The 19859-nt window shown below is 68.0% G+C and carries 22 protein-coding genes and 1 tRNA gene; 12 read left to right on the top strand and 11 right to left on the bottom strand.

Annotated elements, in window-relative coordinates:
• Position 1: 1 nt before the first annotated feature.
• The 5 genes from GKO32_RS08915 to rimP all read right to left on the bottom strand — a co-directional run bounded on the left by GKO32_RS08915 (position 2) and on the right by rimP (position 5325).
• Positions 2–295 carry a DUF503 domain-containing protein gene (locus GKO32_RS08915; protein WP_154756313.1) on the bottom strand — a complete coding sequence of 98 codons (294 nt, stop codon included), beginning with the start codon at positions 293–295 and terminating at the stop codon, positions 2–4.
• 60 nt (positions 296–355) lie between these two features.
• The gene (gene infB / locus GKO32_RS08910; protein WP_312867689.1) at positions 356–3295 is read right to left on the bottom strand and encodes a translation initiation factor IF-2; all 2940 of its coding nucleotides are present in this window, start codon (positions 3293–3295) and stop codon (positions 356–358) included.
• 82 nt (positions 3296–3377) lie between these two features.
• Positions 3378–3686 (bottom strand): YlxR family protein, encoded by a 309-nt coding sequence (locus GKO32_RS08905; RefSeq protein WP_166459452.1) that lies wholly within the window; start codon positions 3684–3686, stop codon positions 3378–3380.
• A gap of 83 nt (positions 3687–3769) precedes the next feature.
• The gene (nusA, locus tag GKO32_RS08900) at positions 3770–4792 is read right to left on the bottom strand and encodes a transcription termination factor NusA (protein WP_312867688.1); all 1023 of its coding nucleotides are present in this window, start codon (positions 4790–4792) and stop codon (positions 3770–3772) included.
• Positions 4789–5325: a ribosome maturation factor RimP gene (gene rimP, locus GKO32_RS08895; RefSeq protein ID WP_312867687.1), complete on the bottom strand. Its 537-nt coding sequence runs from the start codon at positions 5323–5325 to the stop codon at positions 4789–4791. Before rimP ends, nusA begins: the two co-directional genes overlap by 4 nt.
• A 108-nt stretch (positions 5326–5433) precedes the next feature.
• On the opposite strand from rimP, the gene GKO32_RS08890 reads away from it, so the two are divergent.
• Positions 5434–6375, top strand: a complete 942-nt coding sequence (locus GKO32_RS08890) for a ferritin-like domain-containing protein (RefSeq protein ID WP_312867686.1) — start codon at positions 5434–5436, stop codon at positions 6373–6375.
• Here the strand turns inward: GKO32_RS08890 and GKO32_RS08885 are convergent.
• Both GKO32_RS08885 and GKO32_RS08880 read right to left on the bottom strand, forming a co-directional pair.
• Positions 6372–6989, bottom strand: coding sequence for a hypothetical protein (locus tag GKO32_RS08885; protein ID WP_312867685.1), 618 nt, complete (start codon positions 6987–6989; stop codon positions 6372–6374). The genes GKO32_RS08890 and GKO32_RS08885 overlap by 4 nt on opposite strands.
• Before the next feature lie 48 nt (positions 6990–7037).
• Positions 7038–8054 carry an aminotransferase class V-fold PLP-dependent enzyme gene (locus GKO32_RS08880; protein ID WP_154756310.1) on the bottom strand — a complete coding sequence of 339 codons (1017 nt, stop codon included), beginning with the start codon at positions 8052–8054 and terminating at the stop codon, positions 7038–7040.
• Positions 8055–8112: 58 nt separating this feature from the next.
• On the opposite strand from GKO32_RS08880, the gene GKO32_RS08875 reads away from it, so the two are divergent.
• Positions 8113–8844 (top strand): rhomboid-like protein, encoded by a 732-nt coding sequence (locus tag GKO32_RS08875; RefSeq protein ID WP_208024334.1) that lies wholly within the window; start codon positions 8113–8115, stop codon positions 8842–8844.
• A gap of 11 nt (positions 8845–8855) precedes the next feature.
• Positions 8856–9629 carry a tyrosine-protein phosphatase gene (locus GKO32_RS08870; protein ID WP_154756309.1) on the top strand — a complete coding sequence of 258 codons (774 nt, stop codon included), beginning with the start codon at positions 8856–8858 and terminating at the stop codon, positions 9627–9629.
• Between the two features lie 7 nt (positions 9630–9636).
• Here the strand turns inward: GKO32_RS08870 and GKO32_RS08865 are convergent, their stop codons facing one another.
• Together GKO32_RS08865 and GKO32_RS08860 are read right to left on the bottom strand one after the other, a co-directional pair.
• Positions 9637–10137, bottom strand: coding sequence for a pyridoxamine 5'-phosphate oxidase family protein (locus tag GKO32_RS08865; RefSeq protein ID WP_154756308.1), 501 nt, complete (start codon positions 10135–10137; stop codon positions 9637–9639).
• 64 nt (positions 10138–10201) lie between these two features.
• Complete coding sequence (locus GKO32_RS08860; RefSeq protein WP_208024333.1) at positions 10202–11167, bottom strand: asparaginase; 966 nt, start codon at positions 11165–11167, stop codon at positions 10202–10204.
• A 131-nt stretch (positions 11168–11298) separates the two neighbouring features.
• On the opposite strand from GKO32_RS08860, the gene GKO32_RS08855 reads away from it, so the two are divergent.
• The 4 genes from GKO32_RS08855 to GKO32_RS08840 all read left to right on the top strand — a co-directional run bounded on the left by GKO32_RS08855 (position 11299) and on the right by GKO32_RS08840 (position 14077).
• Positions 11299–11372: transfer RNA gene (locus GKO32_RS08855), tRNA-Ile, on the top strand.
• Positions 11373–11457: 85 nt separating this feature from the next.
• The gene (locus GKO32_RS08850) at positions 11458–12744 is read left to right on the top strand and encodes a site-specific integrase (RefSeq protein WP_154756307.1); all 1287 of its coding nucleotides are present in this window, start codon (positions 11458–11460) and stop codon (positions 12742–12744) included.
• Positions 12745–13009: 265 nt separating this feature from the next.
• Complete coding sequence (locus tag GKO32_RS08845; protein WP_154756306.1) at positions 13010–13468, top strand: HEPN domain-containing protein; 459 nt, start codon at positions 13010–13012, stop codon at positions 13466–13468.
• Positions 13469–13528: 60 nt separating this feature from the next.
• Positions 13529–14077, top strand: coding sequence for an NUDIX domain-containing protein (locus GKO32_RS08840; protein ID WP_312867684.1), 549 nt, complete (start codon positions 13529–13531; stop codon positions 14075–14077).
• Here GKO32_RS08840 and GKO32_RS08835 read toward each other — a convergent pair.
• Together GKO32_RS08835 and GKO32_RS08830 are read right to left on the bottom strand one after the other, a co-directional pair.
• A complete protein-coding gene (locus GKO32_RS08835; RefSeq protein ID WP_154756304.1) occupies positions 14063–15196 on the bottom strand; it encodes an NsdA family TPR-like regulatory protein in 1134 nt (377 codons plus the stop codon). The genes GKO32_RS08840 and GKO32_RS08835 overlap by 15 nt on opposite strands.
• 168 nt (positions 15197–15364) lie before the next feature.
• Complete coding sequence (locus tag GKO32_RS08830; protein WP_312867683.1) at positions 15365–15754, bottom strand: XRE family transcriptional regulator; 390 nt, start codon at positions 15752–15754, stop codon at positions 15365–15367.
• A 165-nt stretch (positions 15755–15919) separates the two neighbouring features.
• Between GKO32_RS08830 and GKO32_RS08825 the strand changes: the two genes are divergently transcribed.
• The 5 genes from GKO32_RS08825 to GKO32_RS08805 are packed head-to-tail and all read left to right on the top strand — an operon-like array spanning position 15920 to position 19661.
• Positions 15920–16198 carry a helix-turn-helix domain-containing protein gene (locus tag GKO32_RS08825; protein WP_154756303.1) on the top strand — a complete coding sequence of 93 codons (279 nt, stop codon included), beginning with the start codon at positions 15920–15922 and terminating at the stop codon, positions 16196–16198.
• Positions 16195–16536: a WhiB family transcriptional regulator gene (locus GKO32_RS08820; protein ID WP_154756302.1), complete on the top strand. Its 342-nt coding sequence runs from the start codon at positions 16195–16197 to the stop codon at positions 16534–16536. The genes GKO32_RS08825 and GKO32_RS08820 overlap by 4 nt, the downstream gene beginning before the upstream one ends.
• Positions 16533–16847 (top strand): hypothetical protein, encoded by a 315-nt coding sequence (locus tag GKO32_RS08815; protein WP_312867682.1) that lies wholly within the window; start codon positions 16533–16535, stop codon positions 16845–16847. Before GKO32_RS08820 ends, GKO32_RS08815 begins: the two co-directional genes overlap by 4 nt.
• Complete coding sequence (locus tag GKO32_RS08810; protein ID WP_154756300.1) at positions 16844–17545, top strand: hypothetical protein; 702 nt, start codon at positions 16844–16846, stop codon at positions 17543–17545. The genes GKO32_RS08815 and GKO32_RS08810 overlap by 4 nt, the downstream gene beginning before the upstream one ends.
• Positions 17532–19661: a cell division protein FtsK gene (locus GKO32_RS08805; RefSeq protein WP_154756299.1), complete on the top strand. Its 2130-nt coding sequence runs from the start codon at positions 17532–17534 to the stop codon at positions 19659–19661. The genes GKO32_RS08810 and GKO32_RS08805 overlap by 14 nt, the downstream gene beginning before the upstream one ends.
• Positions 19662–19859: the final 198 nt, after the last annotated feature.

Below are 19859 nucleotides of genomic sequence, written 5' to 3'. Positions count from 1 at the left end.
TCTAGTCTTCGGGCCCGAGCAGGCGCCGGTGCGTGGACAGCAACTCCAGCTCGGGCCTGCCCGCCACGAACCGCTCGCACTCGTCGAGCACGTCACGAACATGCTCGCTGTCGGCCGCGACCACGGCGACGCCGAGCAGGGCGCGCCGGTGCAGATCCAGGTGCCCGGCCTCGGCGACCGCCACCTCGAACCGCTTGCGCAGCTCGGCCACCAGCGGCCGCACGACCGAGCGTTTCTGCTTCAGCGACCGGATATCGCCCAGCAGCAGGTCGAATTCGAGCGCTCCAACGAACAACGGTTTCCCCAAGGTACGACCCGGGGCCGGTGGAAACCGGCCCCGGGTACTACCGACTACTTACGCGCGCGGCTTTTCGCGCTGCTCGTAGGTCTCGACCACGTCGCCGACCTTGATGTCGCTGTAGGACCCCAAAGTCAGACCACATTCGTAGCCGTCGCGGACCTCGACCACGTCGTCCTTGAACCGCCGCAGCGAGCTGACCGGCAGGTTCTGCGCGACGACCACGTCGTCACGCAGGAGGCGGGCCTTGGCGTTGCGCCGGATCTCACCGGAGGTGACAAGGCAACCGGCGATGGTGCCGAACTTCGAGGACTTGAAGACCTCGCGGACCTCCGCCTTGCCGAGTTCGACCTCCTCGAACTCCGGCTTGAGCATGCCCTTGAGTGCCTGCTCGATCTCCTCGATCGCCTGGTAGATCACCGTGTAGTACCGGACGTCGACGCCCTCACGGTTGGCCCGCTCGGTCGCCTTGCCCTGGGCCCGCACGTTGAACCCGAGCACGATCGCGTCGGACGCGGTGGCCAGGTCGATGTCCGACTCGGTCACCCCACCGACGCCGCGGTGCACCACGTTCAGCTCGACCTCGTCACCGACGTCCAGCTGCAGTAGCGCCGCCTCGAGCGCCTCGACGGTACCCGAGTTGTCACCCTTGATGATCAGGTTGAGGGTCGAGGTCTCCTTCAACGCGGAGTCCAGGTCCTCCAGGCTGACCCTCTTGCGCCGCGCCGCGTTCTGGGCGTTGCGGATCCGGGCCTGCCGCCGCTCGGCGATCTGGCGGGCGACGCGGTCCTCCTCCACGACCAGGAACGTGTCACCGGCGCCTGGCACCGAGGTGAACCCGATGACCTGCACCGGACGCGAGGGCAGCGCCTCGGTGACGTCCTCGTTGTACTCGTCGACCATCCGCCGGACGCGCCCGTAGGCGTCCCCGGCGACGACCGAGTCGCCGACCCGCAGCGTGCCGCGCTGCACCAGCACGGTGGCCACGGGACCGCGGCCACGGTCCAGGTGCGCCTCGATCGCGACGCCCTGCGCCTCCATGTCGGGGTTGGCCCGCAGATCCAGCGCCGCGTCCGCGGTCAGCAGGATCGCCTCCAGCAGCCCTTCGATGTTGATGTTCTCGCGGGCGGAGATGTCGACGAACATGGTGTCGCCGCCGTACTCCTCGGCCACGAGCCCGTACTCGGTGAGCTGCTGGCGGATCTTCTGCGGGTTCGCGCCTTCCTTGTCGATCTTGTTCACCGCGACCACGATCGGCGCCTTGGCCGCCTGGGCGTGGTTGATCGCCTCCACCGTCTGCGGCATGACGCCGTCGTCGGCGGCGACCACGAGCACCGCGATGTCCGAGGAGCTCGCACCACGCGCACGCATAGCGGTGAACGACTCGTGACCCGGGGTGTCGATGAACGTGATCAGGCGCTCGTTGCCTTCCAGCTCGGTCGCCACCTGGTAGGCGCCGATGTGCTGGGTGATGCCGCCGGCCTCACCCTCGCGCACCTTCGTCTTCCGGATGGTGTCCAGCAGGCGGGTCTTACCGTGGTCGACGTGACCCATGACGGTCACGACCGGCGGCCGGACCTGCAGGTCCTCCTCGTCACCGGCGTCCTCGCCGTAGGTGATGTCGAAGGTGCCGAGCAGCTCGCGGTCCTCCTCCTCGGGGGAGACCACCTGCACGTCGTAGTTCATTTCCGAGCCGAGCAGCTCGAGGACCTCGTCGGACACCGACTGCGTGGCCGTCACCATCTCACCGAGGTGGAACAGCACCTGCACCAGCGAAGCCGGGTTCGCGTCGATCTTCTCCGCGAAATCGGTCAGCGAGGCACCACGCGGCAGGCGGATCGTCTCGCCGCTGCCCTTGGGCAACCGCACGCCGCCGACGCTGGGCGCCTGCATGTTGTCCATGTACTCCTGGCGCTTCTGCCGCTTCGACTTGCGGCCCTTGCGCGAGGGACCACCGGGACGGCCGAAGGCACCCGCCGCGCCGCCGCGGCCACCGCCGCCACGCGGACCACCGCCGCCGCCACCGCCACGGAAACCACCGCCGCCGGCGGGCGCGCCGCCACCGGGACCACCCCGGAAGCCACCGCCACCGCCACCACCGGGACCGCCGCCGCGGTAACCACCGCCGCCGCCACCACCGGGACCGCCACGACCGGCGCCACCGGGTCCACCACGACCGGCTCCGGCACCGCCACGACCGCCGCCAGGACCACCCCGGCCACCACCGGGACCGGACGGACGCTGCGTGCGGCCGGGCATCATGCCCGGGTTCGGCCGCGGCGGCATGTTGCCGGGGTTCGGCCGATTGCCGCCGCCGGGACGCGGCGCCGACGCGGGCCTGTCGCCACCGGAACGCTCGCCACCGGGCCGGTCACCGGGACGCGGACCACGGTCACTGCCAGGACCACCACCGGGACGCGGCGCGGCGGGCCGCGGCGCGGGAGCACCGGAGCCGACGCCGAACGGGTTGTTGCCGACCCGCGGGGTGCGCGGACCGGGCTTGGGGCCACCGGGCTTGGGGCCCTGTGGCTTGGGGGGTACGACCGAACCACCGGACGATGGTGCCGGGCTGGGCCGCGGACCCTGCGGCTTCGACTGCGGCTCCGCCTTGGCGGCCGGGACCTCCGGCTGCTGCTGCTCTTGCGGCTGCGGGCGCGGTTTGTCCTGCTGCGGCGCGGGAGCGGGCCGCGGGCCGGGACGAGGACCAGGCACCGCGTTCGGGCGCGGCCGGTCCTGCCGGTTGTCCGGGATACGGGACGGCGCGGGCGCGCCGCCGTTGCCGTTCGAGGGACCGGGAACCGGTTTACGGCCCCCGCCCTTCCCACCGGATTTGCCTCCGGCGGTGAACGCGTCCCGCAACCGCCGGGCAACGGGTGCCTCGACGGTGGAAGACGCGGATTTGACGAACTCGCCCTGCTCCTTGAGCTTGGCGAGAACTTCCTTACTGGTGACACCGAGCTCTTTCGCGAGCTCGTGCACGCGGGCCTTGCCTGCCACTGCTCTCCTCAACTGGTGAGGCCAGCCGGCGGTAAGGGACCCGCTGACCTCGTCCTATCGTCGCGCGTTCATGGCTTCAGCTTCACGGCTGACTCATGACGGGTCGACCTGCTTCCTTCGTTCGTCCGGGCGGGGGAACATCCCCTGCCCATTCCTCCGGCGTGCGCCCGAGATACCGCCGCACGGCCGTCACGTCGAGTGTTCCAGAGCTTCGTAACGCTCTGGGAAACGCCCGGCGCCGCTCGGCCTTGGCCAGGCAAGCCGGTTCGGGATGCAACCAGGCACCCCGGCCCGGAAGCCGCCGACGTTCGTCGACGACCACCTGCCTGTCCCGCACGACAACTCGGAGCAACGCACCGGCCGAGGCCCGTTTCCGGCATCCCACGCACATGCGGACCGGTGCCTCCCGGTGTTCTTTGCGCGCGTTACCCGAATCCGGGCCAGCAACCATGGTCGAGTCTAGCTCCTGGCCTGTCACTCAGCCGAACCGGTTGTCGCAGGCCGTGGTGACGGGTCGGACTCGCCGGCCGCGTCGCTGCGGATGTCGATTCGCCAGCCGGTCAGCCGCGCGGCGAGGCGGGCGTTCTGCCCTTCCTTGCCGATCGCGAGTGACAGCTGGAAATCGGGCACCACGACTCGGGCCGTCTTCGCACGCTCGTCCACCACGGTCACCGATACAACCTTCGCCGGTGACAATGCATTCCCTACGAAGCGGGCCGGATCCTCGGAGTAGTCGATGATGTCAATCTTCTCCCCGGCCAGCTCGCTCATCACGTTGCGCACGCGCGCGCCGACCGGCCCGATGCACGCGCCCTTGGCGTTGACGCCGGGCACCGTCGAGCGGACGGCGATCTTGGACCGATGCCCCGCCTCACGCGCGACGGCGGCGATTTCCACTGTGCCGTCGGCGATTTCGGGCACCTCGAGCGCGAACAGCCTGCGCACGAGGTTGGGGTGTGTGCGCGACAACGTGATCTGCGGGCCCCGGCTGCCGCGCGACACGGTCACCACATAGGCCTTGATCCGGCTGCCGTGCTGATACGACTCACCGGGCACCTGCTCGGCTTGCGGCAGCACGCCCTCGATGTCCCCGACCTGGACGATCACCATGCCGCGGGCGTTGGCACGAGCGTCGCGCTGGATGACCCCCGCGACGATCTCGCCCTCCTTCGCGGAGAACTCGCCGTAGGTCTTCTCGTGCTCGGCGTCGCGCAAACGCTGCAGGATGACCTGGCGGGCGGTGGTGGCGGCGATCCGGCCGAAACCCTCAGGCGTGTCGTCCCACTCTTCCTCGATGTCACCGCCCTCACTCACTGTATGCGCGAGGACGCGCACGTACCCGGTCTTGCGGTCGATATCGATGCGGGCATGCGGCTGATGCCCTTCGGTGTGCTTGTACGCGGTCAGCAGCGCGGTCTCGATGGCTTCGATGACGGTGTCGAAGGGGATGTCCTTGTCCCGCTCGATCGCGCGCAGCGCGGCGATGTCCACGTTCACTTCGGCTCCTCCTCCGTCCCGGCGGCCCCGGTCTGCTCCGCGGCGTCTTGTTCCAGCAGTTTCAGGTCCTCCGTCGGCGGTTGCTTGAACTCGATTTCGATGACCGCCTTGGCCACGTCGCGGTAGGCCACGTCGCGGATCCGCCCGTCGACGAGCACCCGCGCCGCCTCGGGCCCGGCGTACCCGACCCGGCCGACGACCGCGGAGCCCTCGTGCGGAGTGATCTTCACCAGCCGGAACTTCGCGCGTCGCCAGTGCCGTTGCCTGGTGAGCGGTCGGTCCACACCCGGCGAGGTCACTTCGAGCGTGTAGGCGCCCGCGATCAGGTGATCATGGGAATCCAACACTGCCGACACCGTGCGGCTGCACTCGGCCACCTCGTCGAGTCCGACGCCGTCGTCGGCGTCCACCACGACCTTCACCAGCTTGCGCCGCCCCGCCTGCTGGATTTCGAGCGCGTCGAGGTCGAAACCAGCACCGGCCACCGCCTCGGCCACGATGGGCTCGAGTTTGCCGGCGAGTTCTCCTGGCACCTTGGCGCTCTCTCTCCTGTTGAATCTGTTGTCGATGAGCGACCAGCTTAACTTGTAGGGCCCGGTCACCGCCCGTGGTCGGGGGCGGTGCTGGCAGGATGGCGCGACGTGAGCCCCCGTACCCGTCGCGACGTCCTGCGGCTGAGCGCGCTGGCGGCCATGGCCGTACCGCTCGCCGCGTGCAGAACCGGCTATTCCGACGAGCCGGACCCCCTCGCGCCGCTGGCCGGGCAGGCGGCGGCGGACGCCGCGGCGGCGGACGCCGCGGCGGCGAACGCGCTGGCCACCGGATCGTCCGCGGAAGCGGCACTGGCCCGGCAGGTCGCGACGGCGCGCGGGGAGCACGCGCGGGTGCTACAGGCGGAGGTGGACCGGCTCAACCGGCCGAGCGCCACCGCACCGGTGATCACTCCGGACGGCGGCGGGCTCTCGGCACTCAAGCAGCGGCTGGCGACAGCGCGTGAACAGGCCGAGCGCCTGGTGCCCGGTTCGGACGGTTACCGCGCCGGTCTGGTGGCCGCGGTCGCGGCCGGATGCGCGGGCCTGCAGCAGCTGGACGACCGGCTCGGCCCTGGCGCCGACCCGGGGGCCGTCACGCCCGTGGGGTCCGTGCCGGAAGAAGCGATCGGCCCGCTGCAGCAGGCACTGGACGCCGAGCACGCCGCGGTCTGGGTGTACGGGCTGGTCAGCGCGTTCCTGCCGGCCAACTACGGCCCGGGTGTCGCGGACGGCGCGAACGAGCATCACGACCGCCGCGACGCGTGCGTGCGGATGCTCGACGCCGCCGGTGCCACCCCCAACGGGCCCCAACCCGCTTATGTGACACCGAAACCGGTCACGGACGCGACGTCGGCGAAGAGCGTGGTGGCGACCGCGGAGTCCGACACGGCGGTGGCGTGGGCCGGTGTGCTGGCGCGCACCGACGACACCGCGCTGCGGGCGGTCGCGCTCACGGCGCTGCTGGGTTCGGCACGGCGCGGCACCCGATGGCGCCAGGCGGCGGGCGAATCCCCCGCCGCCGTGGCGTTGATCGGGGTGCCTGCCGGCTAGTTCGGCGCCAGGTTCAGGGCTTCGGTACTGACCCGGGTCAGGGTGGCCTCGTCCTGGTGGCCGTCGAAGAACGCGGACAGCACGATCGTCACCCGGTTGCCGGTGACGCGGGAGGCGTACTGCCCGTCGAGGAGTTTGGGCGCGCCGGAGATCTTCGCCGTGCCGTCGCGGACGAGGTCGGTGACATTGCCCGTGCCGTCGCGGTCGGCCAGTGCCTTGAGCTGGTTCGCGTCACCGGCCGTCGGCATGGTCACGGCCACGACCGACACCAGTGCCTTCGCGCCGGACGCGCTCGTCGTATACAGCGCGCGGGACAGGCCGAGGCACGGGTGGGTGCCGAACCACTTCTTCACGTCGTCGGTGGATTTCGCGGCGCAGTCGGTGCTGGCGACCGGCCCTTTGGCCGCGGTGAAGGCGAATTCCTTGGCCGGCGGCTGCGCGAGCGGCGCCGCGGACTCGTGCCGGACCAGCCACCAGACGAGCCCGGCCACCACGGCGACGGCGACCAGGCCGAGCGACCTGAACAGCCAGGCACGGCCACGGACCGGATCCGCCGGGATCCGCGGCATCGGCGCGGTGCCGCCGTGCGCCGGCGGATACTGCGGAGCAACCACGAGGGAACACCGTACTGGAACGCCCCGGCGAAGGTGCGGGAATCGGGCTCAGGTCACCGCACGCAGTATCCGTGCCACGTCGTCGAGCGTGTTGTGGAGGTGAAAACCGGCGCGCACCTTGCCCGCACGGGCACTCGCGACCACCCCGGCGGCCGCCAGCCGTGCGACATCCGCGTCGAAGGACACGATCGCCGAGCCACGCGGGGGCAGGCCCAGCCCGTCGAGCAGCGCGTCACCGAGCCGCACGCAGTGCGCCCGGACCGCTTCGAGGTCCAGCGAAGCCAGGTAGGGCAACGCGACCGCGGCCCCGACGTGCGCGAGCCAGACCGGCGACAAGTCGTACCGGCGGGCGCCCGCGGCCAGCCGCACCGGCAGTCCGTACAACGACTGCCACGGATCCTCGCCCGCGTACCAGCCCGCGCTGACGGGCCTGCCGCGCTCGAGCACCCGGGGATGCACGGCGAGCCAGGCCGAGCCACGCGGGGACAGCAGCCATTTGTACCCGGCGGCGACCACCCAGTCGGCCCAGTCGAGCCGCAGCGGCAGCCATCCCGCCGCCTGACTCGCGTCGAGCACGACCGGCACGTTCGCGGCTTCGCTCGCCGCCCGCAGCGCGCCGAGGTCGGCCAGTGCGCCGTCGGCCGACTGCACGACGCTCACCGCCACCAGATCGTGTCCGTCCACAGTGGACGCCAGCTCCGCCGGTGGCACCTCGGTGACGGTCACGCCCGGCACCGTCGCGAACGGGAAGGTGACGCTCGTGTACTCGCCCTCGGCGACGAGCACGCGCGCGCCCGCGGGCAATCCGGCCGCGACGACGCTCAGCAGCTGTGACACCGAAGCACCGATCGCGACCCGGTCCCTGGGCACACCGATCAGGTCCCCGAAGCCGGCGCGGGCTGTGGCGATGGGTTCGTCGAAGTCCGCGGGCACGGCCCCGCCGCGACGCCACACGTCCACCGCGGCTGCGACGGCGTCGGCGACCTGGGCGGGTGGGACGCCGATGCTGGGTGTGTTGACGTAACCCGCACCGACATCGAACCGGGCTCCGAACGCGAGACGCATAGCAATCACTATGCCGACTCTCAGTCCGTTATCAGGATGAGCCCAGCAGACTGGGATCGTGCACCCTGATCGTCGGTCGTGGACGGCTCGGGCGGCGGGACTGCTGCCCGGCCCGTCGGCGACGCCGTTCACCTTCTGGTACCTCATAGTGCTGCTGGCGACGACAATCCTGCAGCGTGCCGTCGGTGAGTCGGTGTCCGCGCGGCTGCTCGCCTGGGCCAGTACGGACGCGCACAACCTGTGGCACCGGCCGGTGGTGAGCCTGATCGGCAGCGCGCTGTGGATCGACGGCTCCGGCTGGCTGGTGTACGTGCTGATCTTCGCGCTCGCGGTCGCTCCCCTGGAGCGCCGGATCGGCGCGGGCTGGACGTTCGCGGTGTTCGCCAGCGGGCATGTGATCGCCACGCTCGTGACGGAACTGCCGGTGCTCGTGGCGCTGCGGCAGGGCTGGCTGCCGCTGAGCGACGCGCACTGGCTCGACATCGGGGTCAGCTACGGGTTCTTCGCGACGGCCGGTGCGCTGGTGCCGATCATGGCGCCCCGGCTGCGGCTCGCGGCGGTGGCCGTGATCGAGCTCGTCATCGTGGTGATTTACCTCACCGACGACCCGGCGTCGCTGCTGTCGGTGGTGACCGTCGCGGGGCACGCGATCGCCGCGCATATCGGGATGCTGGCCTGGTCGCCGTGGTTGCGGCGGCGTGGGCTGGCGGGCACGTTGCGGCTGCGCCGGCCCGCCGCGCCGACCCCGGTTCGCCCGGACGCTCGCTTGGCCGGTTCCGCCGTGCGATAGACGATGTGGGCATGCGGTGGCTCGAACTCGAAGGGGCGGCGAACGCCCGTGACGTGGGCGGTCTGCCCACCGACGACGGCCGGACGATCGGCGAGCGACGGCTCCTGCGTTCGGACAACCTGCAGGGCCTGACGCCCGCCGACGTCAAGCTGCTCGTGGACGAACTCGGCCTGCGCACGGTGGTGGATCTGCGCAGTACCAACGAAGTCGAGGCGGAAGGGCCGGGGCCGCTGCGGTCGGTCGGCGGGGTGCGGCACCTGCACCTGTCGATGCTGCCCGAGCGCGGTCAGATGACGGACGCGGCGGCGGACGCGCTGTACACGCGGCGCGAGAAAGCGCTTGCGCGGTACCCGGACGACCCGATGTGCGCGCTGTACCTGGGTTATCTGGAGGACCGCCCGGAAAACGTGGTCGCCGCGCTGCGGGCGATCACCGGTTCGCCGAACGCGACGCTGGTGCACTGTGCCGCGGGCAAGGACCGCACCGGCGTCGTGGTCGCACTTTCGCTGACCGCGGTCGGGGTGGAACGGGACGCCGTGATCGAGGACTACGCCACGAGCGCAGACCGGATCGCCGGTGTCCTCGCGCGGCTGCGGGCGTCACCCACGTACGCCGGGGATCTGGCGCGGCACACCAGCGACGACGTGCACCGGCCGCGGCCGGAGACGATGCACGCGTTCCTGAGCGAGATCGACCGGCGCCACGGCGGCGTGCTGCCGTGGCTCAAAACGCACGGCTTCGGCGCGGACGACGTCGAACGGCTGCGCACCAAGCTCGTCGTGTGAGCCTTGCTCAGCCGAGGAATTCCGCCGTCGTGCCGGCGATCGGAACCTCCGGCAGGCCCAGCTTCCGGTGGTCCCACGAGCGGGTCCGCTTTTCCTCGACGCGGACGACCACGCGCTTGTTCATCATCGCCTCGACGGCCGGTTTGACGTCTTCGCTGTACGGCCCGTTGTAGCGCTCCCACACGTTGACCCCGACGCGCCAGATGTCGTCCGGGTCGTCGCTGATCACCCCATGGCCCTCGATCGACACGCCGCGTAGCTTGTCGTAGGTCTGGCCGTCCTCGATCAGCACGGTGATCCGGTCGTCCCGGCGAAGATTGATCACCTTCTGCGACTTGGCTTTCGTCTCGAACCAGAGCTGCCCGTCCAGCACCGCGTACCACATCGCGATCAGGTGCGGCGTGCCGTCCGGCCCGAGCGTCGCCATCGTGGCGGTGCGGCTGCGCGTCACGAACCGCGCGATCTCGTCGTCGGTCATGCGGATCTGTGCCCGCTGGTTCACGCCCATGATCACCGTTCCGGAGTGCCGATAGACCGACGACAGTATTGCGCCTGCCGCGTCAGTGCGGAGATCAGGTGTGCAGGGCGAAGTTTTCGGCGGCGTGTGCCGGGTCGCTCGCCAGGAGCGCGGTGAGCAAGATCCGGGCTTGCGACGGGCGGAGCAGGCCGGCGGGAATGGCGCCGGCTTCGACGAGATCAGCGCCGCCGCCGTTGCCGTAGAGGGCGGCGATGGGCCCGGCATGCACGCGGGTGGAGAGGGCGATCACGACACCGGTCGCGGTGAGGCGGGCGACGGCCTCGGAGATGCGCGGGTTCGCGTTGCCCGCGCCGGTGGCTTCCAGTACGACACCGGTGGCGCCGTCGGTGACCACGGCCTCGAGCGCGGCGGTGCCGGCGCCCGGGTACAGCGCGACGATGTCCACTTGTGCGTCCATTTCGGACAGTTTGATGGGCACGCGTGGGGCCGGGGCGGCGGTCAACCGGACGCCACCCGTGCGGACCAGCCCGATCGGGCCGCCGTCCGGGGTGGAAAACGCCGCTGGGGCAAGGGTTTGCGTCTTGCGGGTGCCGCGGGCGGCGAAGACCGCGCCGTCGAACACGATGAGCGCGCCATGGTGGTGGGCCTGCTCGTTCGCGGCGACGGTGATGGCGTCGGCGAGGTTGCGTGGCCCGTCGGTGTCGGGCAGGTCGGCGGGACGCTGGGCGCCGGTGAAGACGACGGGACGGGGGTCGGAATGCACGAGGTCGGCGAGGAAAGCGGTTTCCTCCATGGTGTCCGTGCCGTGCGTGACGACGACGCCGAGCACGCCGGGGTCATCGAGCGCGCGGCGGATCGCACGGGCGATGCCGGCCATGTCGGCGGGGGTGAGGAGGTAACTTCCGACGCTGAGCAGATCCCGGCCCTCCACGGCCACGCCGGTATCGAAGGGCAGGCGCCCGAGCAACGCGCCCACCTCATCGGTGGCGACGCTCGCGCCACGCCCATTCCGCCGCGAGGCGATCGTCCCGCCCGTCGACAGCACCACGACCTTGCCCACCCGATGCCCTTCCCACTCGGCGCCAGAACCGCCTGGGCACGATACGGCAGGGGCAGGAGGTCCCCGCCTCCCCGGCGGTGCGGTATGTTGACGACTCGTACGGCCAGGGCGAGATAGTGTCCTGCGCCCTGGGGCCGGTAGCTCAGTTGGTCAGAGCAGGGGACTCATAATCCCTTGGCCGCGGGTTCGAGCCCCGCCCGGCCCACCTTGGTTGACCTGCACAGACACGTTCATATGGATCGACTAAGTTGATCATTGGGTGCGGCCCTGGGTGCGAGTATCCTAGGGTGATGGCTCGAACACGCCCTGAATCCCGCCAGCGCGGCCGCATCGAGCAGCGCGGCAACAGCCTCCGCGTGGTCCTCTACGCCGGGACTGATCCGGTCACCAACCGCCGGTCGTACCTGCGCGAGACGATCAACGGGACCGATGATGCCGCCTGGCGCCGCGCCGAGAACAAACTGACGGAGTTCCGGGCGCACGTCATCAAGCAACGTTCCACCGCGTCGTCGGTGAAACTGAGTTACGCAATCGATGAGTGGCTGCGCACGGCCGATATCGAGCAAAGCACTCGCGACGGATACATGGGATATATCGATCGCGTCATCAAGCCAATTCTCGGCAATACGTCGGTGAGCAAGATCGGCGCCCGCGACCTCGAAAATCTCTACTCCCAGCTACGCCGTTGCCGGAAGCGCTGCGACGGCAAGCCCTTCATCGAGAAGCACAAAGCCGACAGCGAACACGACTGCGTTGTTTCAAAGTGCGAGCCTCACAAATGCAAGCCAATGGCGGCATCCACGGTCCGCCAAATCCACTCGATCATAAGCGGTGTTCTTGACGCCGCCGTCCGATGGGAATGGATTTCGTCCAACCCGGCCAAAATCGCCAAGCGGCCAAAGCAGAAGGCGCCTGAGCCCGATCCCCCATCACCCGCCGACGCTGCGCGTCTTGTCGAGGCTGCTTTCGAAATGAGCGAGGACTGGGGCACCCTCGTGTGGCTGGTGATGACGACCGGCATGCGCCGCGCCGAGGTCACTGGCCTCCGCTGGTCGCGAGTCGACCTTGAGGCCGAGGTCCTCGAGATCCGCCGCACGTACGTTCAAAGCAAGGGAAAGGGCAAGGAGAAGGACACAAAGACGCACCAGATGCGTCGCATAGCCCTCGACTCCGAGACGGTTGCCCTCCTTCGCGCACACAAGGAGCATTGCCGGGAGGAACTCGCCAAGGTCGACGTGAGACTGACAGACGACATGTTCGTTTTCATGAGCGCCAGGAAGGCCGACGCGTCAGTGCCGTACTCCCCTGATGCCATTTCACGTCGGTACAAGAAGATGGCCGAGCGGTTGAACCCACCGATCAAGACCCATATCCACGCGTTACGTCACTTCTCGGCAACTGAACTCCTGACAGCTGGCGTTGACTTGCGAACGGTTGCCGGTCGGCTGGGCCACGGGGGCGGCGGCGCAACGACCCTTCGTGTCTACGCGGCCTGGGTCGCGGCCAGCGACCGCAAGGCGGCCGAACTCCTTGGTTCACGTATGCCTCGAATCGATCGAGCGGACACCCGGCGATGACAGAACGTGAAGGTACCGAAAACGAAGGCGACGAGCGAAAGGCGCTGCACGAGGCTTTCCTAAGTTTCACTACGGCCGCACTGACCGCCTGCAAGGAGGCATATGGTGCACCCTTCCTTGTCGCCAGGGGAATAACTCGATCCTACACTCGGTCGCGACCGGACTATTTCGAACCGGAGTCACGCTACCATTCAGCGATGATACAAGGACCATCGAGATCGGTAATATTAATGAATTAGGCTCCCTATTCAATGCACTTCAACGTTTGAACACCAAGAGAAGTCAGGCACTCAAGACAGCACTGCGCCGGATTCGAGACAGCCCGCTACGCACAGAACCAGAAGATCAGCTGGTGGACCTTGTCATAGCAGCGGAAGCCCTTTATCTGAACGATCAACCCAAGGATAGAAGCGAATTGCGACATCGCGCATCCCAGCGCGCGGCCTTGTTTTCCGACGATCCCGACAAGCCACAGATACGTCGCTTTATTCAATCAGCCTACGACGCAAGAAGCGCCGTAGCTCACGGAGGAGCCCTCGATGTGAAGGTCCTACGGATGCGCGATGGAAAACGACCCGAGAGCGTGAAGCAATTCGTAAATAACTTGGACGCGTTCATACGTGCTGCCGCTCTCAAGGCTGTGACACTCGTCGCATCTGGCAAGATGCTCGATTGGCAGGGTTGGGAAGCACAGATGCTCGATTCTGCACCGCCTGTTTCGTGAGCTTGCCCGCTGTCCTAGGCATAGCAACTCTTGCGCGCGGCCCGTCGTACGCTTCCACCCGTGGCTGAGGAGCATGGGTCGTGGCGGACGTTCGGGGAGCGGCTGGTCTACGACAACAGGTGGGTCAAGGTCGGGCTGACAGACGTCGAGGCACCGAACGGGCAGCGCTGGGATTACCACGTCGTTCATCTGGCGCGGATCGCGATCGCGTTGATTGTGAATGAGCGGGACCATGCGTTGATGTTGTGGCGCTATCGCTTTGCCACGGAGCAGTGGGGGTATGAGCTGCTTGGTGGGATGGTCGACGACGGCGAGAACGCGGCGGCGACGGCGGCGCGTGAGGCGGCTGAGGAGAGCGGTTGGGAGCCGGTCGGTGAGGCGCAGCATCTGGTCAGCTTCGAGCCGTTGCCTGGGCAGGTGACGGCTCCGGTTGACGTGTACTTATGGCGCGAGGCGAAGCACATTGGTGACCCGACTGACACTGAGGAGGTGGGCCGGGTCGAGTGGGTGCCGCTGTCGCGCGTCACGGAGCTGGCCCAGCGTCAGGAGTTGCTCGGGTCCGGCACCCTGGTTGCGCTGCTGTATTACCTGGCCTCACGTGAGGCTTGACGGCCCGCCGGGCAGGACCAGGCCTTGCAGGCGGCGCAGATGTCGGTCTGACTTGATCTGCATCCCGAGGCGGCGCGCCTCGCGCGAGTAGCGCAGCGCGCCGTCTCTGTCGTCTGCGGCGCCGTGCGCGTACGCGAGGTCGACCAGCATGCCTACCTTCGCGCGGACGAACGCGGCAGGCAGGCGCGGCAACGCTTCTGTGAGCTGGTCAATCGCGTCCGGGTCTCCGAGCCGAGCGAGAGCGTTGCCGCGCCAGCGGTCGAGGTGTGAGTCACCGAGGAACAGGAACGGCAGGGCCGGGTCGACGGGATCAGCCGGCAACCCGTCGACGGCATCATCGAACGCGCGCAACGCTTCGTCGCGTTGGCCGACAACTGCGTTCCCTTCACCGTAGGCAGCGGCCAGCCAGGACTGCAGGAGAGGCGGCACAGCACCTAAACCAACCGCGCGGGCGTGGGCGAGCTGTTCGGCGGCTTGAATGTTCTCGCCGAGGTCGACCAACACGAACGCTTGCTCAGCGGTGGCGTGGGCGAGTGCGGGCTGATCGTTTGCTTCGCGTGCGGCGGATTTGGCGCGTTCGTAGTGGTTCCAGGCTTGCACGATGGCGTTGCGGTCGAGCGAGATCCATCCGGCCAAAGTGGACGCTTCGGTGAGCACGCGTGACAGTGCGGCGCGGTGTTCATGAACCGTGCTGTAGCCGAGAAGCTGTTCGAGCTGTTTGATCAGGCTGCGGAGTTGGTCGAGGAGAATGACGCCGCCGTACTTGCGGTCGACGTGGCGGGCATCGTCAACTTGCTGACGAAAACGCTCGATCGTCTCAGCGTCGACACTGCGGGCAACAGCAAGGCGGGCGCGCAGTTCCGCCGCGTCGCCGTCTTCAAGTTCGGGTGGGAAGCCGAGTTCCTCGTTGGTCCGGCCATAGACGTCCCGGAACAGCTTTTGGTACGGCTCGCTGACCGCTGAATGCCCGTTCTCCCACTCAGACAGCTTCGTCTTCAAGCTCGTTCGCGTCATGACAGGGATGTTCAGTTGGTCGGCGCGCGCGGTCAGCTGCCGGATGACGTCCTCGGCTTTGTACCCGAGCAGTTTCCGAGTCGCTTGCAGCTTTGTGGCAGCCATCAGCCAGCCCCTGAATAACCGTGCTGAACTGCGAAGTTAATTGGAGTTAATGGTAACCGAGTTAACCCGAGCCACCTGCGGAAAAGGCTTGATCTGCCGTTTCCTTGGAGCATGGACGGAAACGGAATCAACGCACCAGCACCGCAGCGGCGGGAAGTCATCCAGCGCCTATCCCCCGCCCGGCCGGCCGTTCGCTCGGGCCAAGATCGTCAGCCTCTCGCTGATCGTGTCGAGGCGGTCGGTGATCTCGCTCAGGCGATCTTCGATGGCGCCGAGCCGCGAGTTGATCTGATCGATCGGTTCGTCGCCGGTTTGGCCTGGTGCAAGGGGTTTACGCCCATGCAGCACGGCGGCGAGATGGCCGCGGTGCCAGCCGAGCGCAAGCGACAGGGCTTCGAGCGTTCGCGCGCTGCGCTGACGTTCCACGGTGTGGTGCTGGATCTCCCGAACGATGGCCTGCGAGACGTGCGAATACTCGGCAAGCTCTCGCTGCTTCCATCCGAGCTCGGCAACGCGCTCGTTGATGGCCTTCGAGACCGCCGCCCAATTCTCCGTCACCTATTCCTCCGTGCTCCGCCTAGGAGCCGAGATTAGCGCCTAATCGCTTTCCGCGGCGCAGCCAGCACGCAGCGTCGCGCTTTTGGACCTTTCATATGCCAATTTGCGCTGATATCGGCTCATTATTTAGCCGATATAGGCTCTTCTGATCAAAGGAATTCTTCGATGAGTACCGCTATGCCCGACGCCGGGCGACCGGCGTTCTACACAGTCAAGGAAGCGGCGCGCATTCTGCGTGTCGACGCCGCCACCCTCTACCGAGCGATCCGTGATGACGCGTTCCCGGCAGTCCGGGTCCGCACTCGATACGTCGTACCGGCCGCCGCTCTGAAGAAGCTGATCAACGAGGCTGCCGAGTCGGGCGGGTGTGTCGATGTCGCGCGGCTGGCTGCCGAGCGTCGCACCGCGCGCGAGGTCGAACGCCTGACCGGGGGTGCGGCATGACCCCCGACGATTACGCCGAGATCGCCAAGCGGCTTGACCGCCTGGCCCCCGTACCGGACGAAGTGCTCGCCGACGTGGTTACCCGTGAGGGCTTGTGCTTCTGGATGTTCGATCGGGACGAGATACCCGAACTGTCCGGGGAGGACGTGCCAGACCGGGAGTTGGCCGCGTGGATGTGCGCGGGCTGCCCCGTGATCGATGAGTGCCTGGAACTCGAATTGCGCACGGCCGGTGAGCACACCGTCGGCGTGTGGGGCGCCTTGGCCGACACCGACCGGCGCGCAGTGCACCGACTTTGGCGTTGGCGCCGGAATCGGCCGGAAGGGGGTGCGCGGTGAACGTGACGCCTACAGAGGTCGCGATCGGTGTCGGTGGACTGCTGGCGCTTGTAGTGGTGTGGCGGTCTGGTGCTCGTCGGGCTCGCCGGGCGGCCGAGACCGCGCGGGCGAGTGCTCGTGTGGTGTCGCTGGCCGGTCGGGTGCTGTTGGTGGCGGCGGGCATGGTCGGCGTTCAGTGGCTCGTCGTCACGCACACGGCGGACCTGACGTTGCGGCTCGGGGTGCTCGCGCTTCCCGACCTGGTAGCCGCCTATGTCCTCACCCGGGCTTTGACGGTGACGGAGTTGGGCACCACGAGGAGGCGGCGATGACCACGCGTGCGCAACAGCTCGCCCAAGAAGCCGCCGAGGCGGCAGAGGTTCGTCGACATCGTGCCCGTCCGGATGTGGCTGCCCTGTACGTCGAGCGAGTCCGGACGCAAGTGGACCGGTTGTGCTGGACCGGAATCGGGCTCGGACTGGCGTTCACGATGGCCAACGTTCAGCACTTCGCAGCAGCGGATTCGGCGCCGTGGTCGCTGCCGTGGCTGACAGCGTGGCTACTCGACCCCACCGTTTCGCTTGTGCTGCTTGCTGTTCTCCGCGCCGAGCAAGTCACCGCCCGGTACCGGGTCCAAACAGGACGGTGGGTGCGGTGCGCCAAGTGGCTGACCATCGCGGCAACGTACGTGATGAACACGTGGTCTTCGTATGCGGCCGGGTCACTCTCGGGCGTGGTGCTGCATTCGGTGCCGCCGTTGGTCGTGTTCGCTGCGGCCGAGGCGATCACCGATCTGCGGGACAAGCTCACCGAGGCAGCCGTTGTGGTGTCGTCGGAGCCCGCCGTTCATGAACCGCGACAGCCAATGCCGCGGAAGTCGTTCGAGGACTACCTTGCCGAGGCGGGACGGGCTTGGACACCGGATGTGAAGATCACGCCCGCCTGGGTCCGTGAGGTGACCTCCTGTTCACGTGGCCTGTCTTCACGGCTTGCGGCCGAACTTCGGGAGGTCGTTCATGAACGCGACTGAACGCGCGGTCGAGAAGGCCGAGCCGGTGTATGACGCCGAACTGGTCGACGACACGTTGCATCAACCTCGTCGGCGCACGAGATGGGAGCGGCTTGTCCGGCGCTGGCAACGATCACCCCGAGTTCCCCGCGTGCTGCGGGACAGGGCTCAAGCGCGGCAAGCTTCGAAGGATCTCGTTGTGGCGACGCTCAAGCTGCCGTGGCGTTACCTCGGCGCGGTCGTTCGCGGCGTGGTGCTCGCGGCGCGCGGGTGGCGGCGCTGGGTCACCGTGCGGGACTACCGAGAAGCCGCCGAGTTACAGGAGAAGTTCGCCGACAAGTTTATCGAAATTCGTGAACTGACGCTGTTCCGTTGGCGCGTAACCGTTGCGCTTGCCTCCATCGCACTCGTGGCAGGAGTAGTCTTGGTTGTCTTATGGGGCTACCGTCCACTATGGATCGCCGCAGGAGTGATCTCGGCGACGTTCGCGATCCTGGGCAGGCGTAAGGATGGGAGCCCCGGACGGAAACCGACACTCGCCGGACCTCGCACGCTCACATGGACGATGGACCCGCAAGTGCTGGTCGATGCGTTCCGGGACGCGAAATTGATCGGCAAGGACGAGGTGCTGCGGCTGGTCGAACGCGCGACGCGTGTCGGGGATGGATGGGCGGTCACCGTGGACTTGCCCGCTACCCGCAAAGCCGCCGACGTGGTGAAGAACCGCGAGGCACTTGCCTCGGCACTTGCCGTCGATGAGGTGCAGTTGATCGTCGAGCGGGTACGCGGCAACCGCGGCCATGCCGGACGGGTCGCAATGTGGGTCGCGGACGAGGACCCGTACTCGTCCCCTCCCCTGCCGACCCCACTCCTTGGAGTCGAACAGTGGGACGCATGGCAACCAGTCCCTTTTGGACGCGACGCGAGGAATCGACGAATCGACTTGCCACTGGTGTGGACATCGCTCCTCGTCGGCGCGATTCCACGACAGGGCAAGACGTTCGCCGCCAGGCTGGCTGCTGCCGGGCTGATCCTCGATGCGTGGACGCGGCTGTACGTAGCCGATTTCAAGGCTGGAAAGGACTGGGACGCGGCCGGACAAGTCGCCTACCGGTTCATGTCCGGCGATGAACCCGAACATGTCCTCGCGCTCAAGGACTGGCTTGTCGAACTGGTCGGCGAGGTTCAAGGCCGGTACCGCCGCATGCGCGACCTCGACGACATCGTGTGCCCGGAATCGAAGATCACTCCCGCGATCTCCCGCGACACGAACCTGAACATGCCCATCACCGCGATCTTCATCGACGAAGTACAAGTACCGCTCGAAGACCGCACACCCGTTGACATACAAGGAAAGAAACTCACAGCGGGCGAGTACATCGGCGAACTACTCACCTGGCTGGCGAAGAAAGGACCAGCCGCCGGCATCGTGCTCGTGCTGGCCACCCAACGACCCGACTCGAAAACCATCCCGTCCGGGCTACGTGCCGTGCTCGGATCACGGTTCGCGCTACGGGTGATGGACTGGCGAGACAGCAACATCGTGCTCGGCGAACAAATGAACACCCGAGGCTACGACAGCAGCCGCCTCCTGCCGTCGCACAAAGGCGTCGGCATCCTCCGCCCGGACGGCGACACGGCCGCCGGGGACGACTCGCTCGCGATAACGGTCCGGACCTACTACATGCCCAACGAGGACTGGCGAACGATCTGCGAACAAGGCCGGGGACTCCGCGAGGCAGCCGGAACCCTGTCCGGGCACGCGGCCGGTCAAATGCCCCCGCCGCAGCTCGATCAGGCGGCCGCTGCCCGCGCGCTCGGCGCTGCCGCACCTCGGGAAACGGCCGAACCGTTACCGGAGCCGCTCGCGTCCGTTGTGGACTATCTCGGGGATGACCTCGACGAGCGGGAGTTCGTGCCCACCGCCGAGTTGACCGAGGCGCTCGGAATCGAGCCGACCGCGTTTGGGCGGCAGATGGGTGACCTCGGCTGCCGTCCCGATCGACGACGCATCCCGGGCGCCGATGGGATGACCCGGCAGGTACGCGGCTACGCCACGGCCGACCTTCGATCGGCGATCGATGCATGGCGGGGCGGAAACCGGCCCGACGCGGACGCGGATTCCGGCGACCCATGACCCGTCTCACCCGGCACAGTGGCCCGTCACACCAAGACATCCAGCGTGACGGGCCACTGCGGCTTCCCACCTGCACGAACACGCCTCGTGACGGGTGGGACGGGTTGTCGGCGCTCCCGGCATAACAGCCCTTGGGGAAGCCCAGAACGGCACTCGGAGAACATGCGCGTGGTTACGGAACGCGGCCGGTCGCGGCCC

The sequence above is a fragment of the Amycolatopsis pithecellobii genome (assembly GCF_009707865.1).
Lineage (GTDB): Bacteria > Actinomycetota > Actinomycetes > Mycobacteriales > Pseudonocardiaceae > Amycolatopsis_E > Amycolatopsis_E pithecellobii.
Note: the sequence above shows the minus strand (reverse complement) of the source record. Positions and strands in the feature narration are given on the sequence as shown.

What these genes read in the sequence shown, in the direction of transcription:
- GKO32_RS08905 (WP_166459452.1), bottom strand. Translation starts at nt 3,686, where the DNA reads ATGTGCGTGGGATGCCGGAAACGGGCCTCGGCCGGTGCGTTGCTCCGA.
- GKO32_RS08880 (WP_154756310.1), bottom strand. Translation starts at nt 8,054, where the DNA reads ATGCGTCTCGCGTTCGGAGCCCGGTTCGATGTCGGTGCGGGTTACGTC.
- GKO32_RS08870 (WP_154756309.1), top strand. Translation starts at nt 8,856, where the DNA reads ATGCGGTGGCTCGAACTCGAAGGGGCGGCGAACGCCCGTGACGTGGGC.
- GKO32_RS08865 (WP_154756308.1), bottom strand. Translation starts at nt 10,137, where the DNA reads ATGGGCGTGAACCAGCGGGCACAGATCCGCATGACCGACGACGAGATC.
- GKO32_RS08850 (WP_154756307.1), top strand. Translation starts at nt 11,458, where the DNA reads ATGGCTCGAACACGCCCTGAATCCCGCCAGCGCGGCCGCATCGAGCAG.
- GKO32_RS08835 (WP_154756304.1), bottom strand. Translation starts at nt 15,196, where the DNA reads ATGGCTGCCACAAAGCTGCAAGCGACTCGGAAACTGCTCGGGTACAAA.
- GKO32_RS08825 (WP_154756303.1), top strand. Translation starts at nt 15,920, where the DNA reads ATGAGTACCGCTATGCCCGACGCCGGGCGACCGGCGTTCTACACAGTC.
- GKO32_RS08820 (WP_154756302.1), top strand. Translation starts at nt 16,195, where the DNA reads ATGACCCCCGACGATTACGCCGAGATCGCCAAGCGGCTTGACCGCCTG.
- GKO32_RS08810 (WP_154756300.1), top strand. Translation starts at nt 16,844, where the DNA reads ATGACCACGCGTGCGCAACAGCTCGCCCAAGAAGCCGCCGAGGCGGCA.
- GKO32_RS08805 (WP_154756299.1), top strand. Translation starts at nt 17,532, where the DNA reads ATGAACGCGACTGAACGCGCGGTCGAGAAGGCCGAGCCGGTGTATGAC.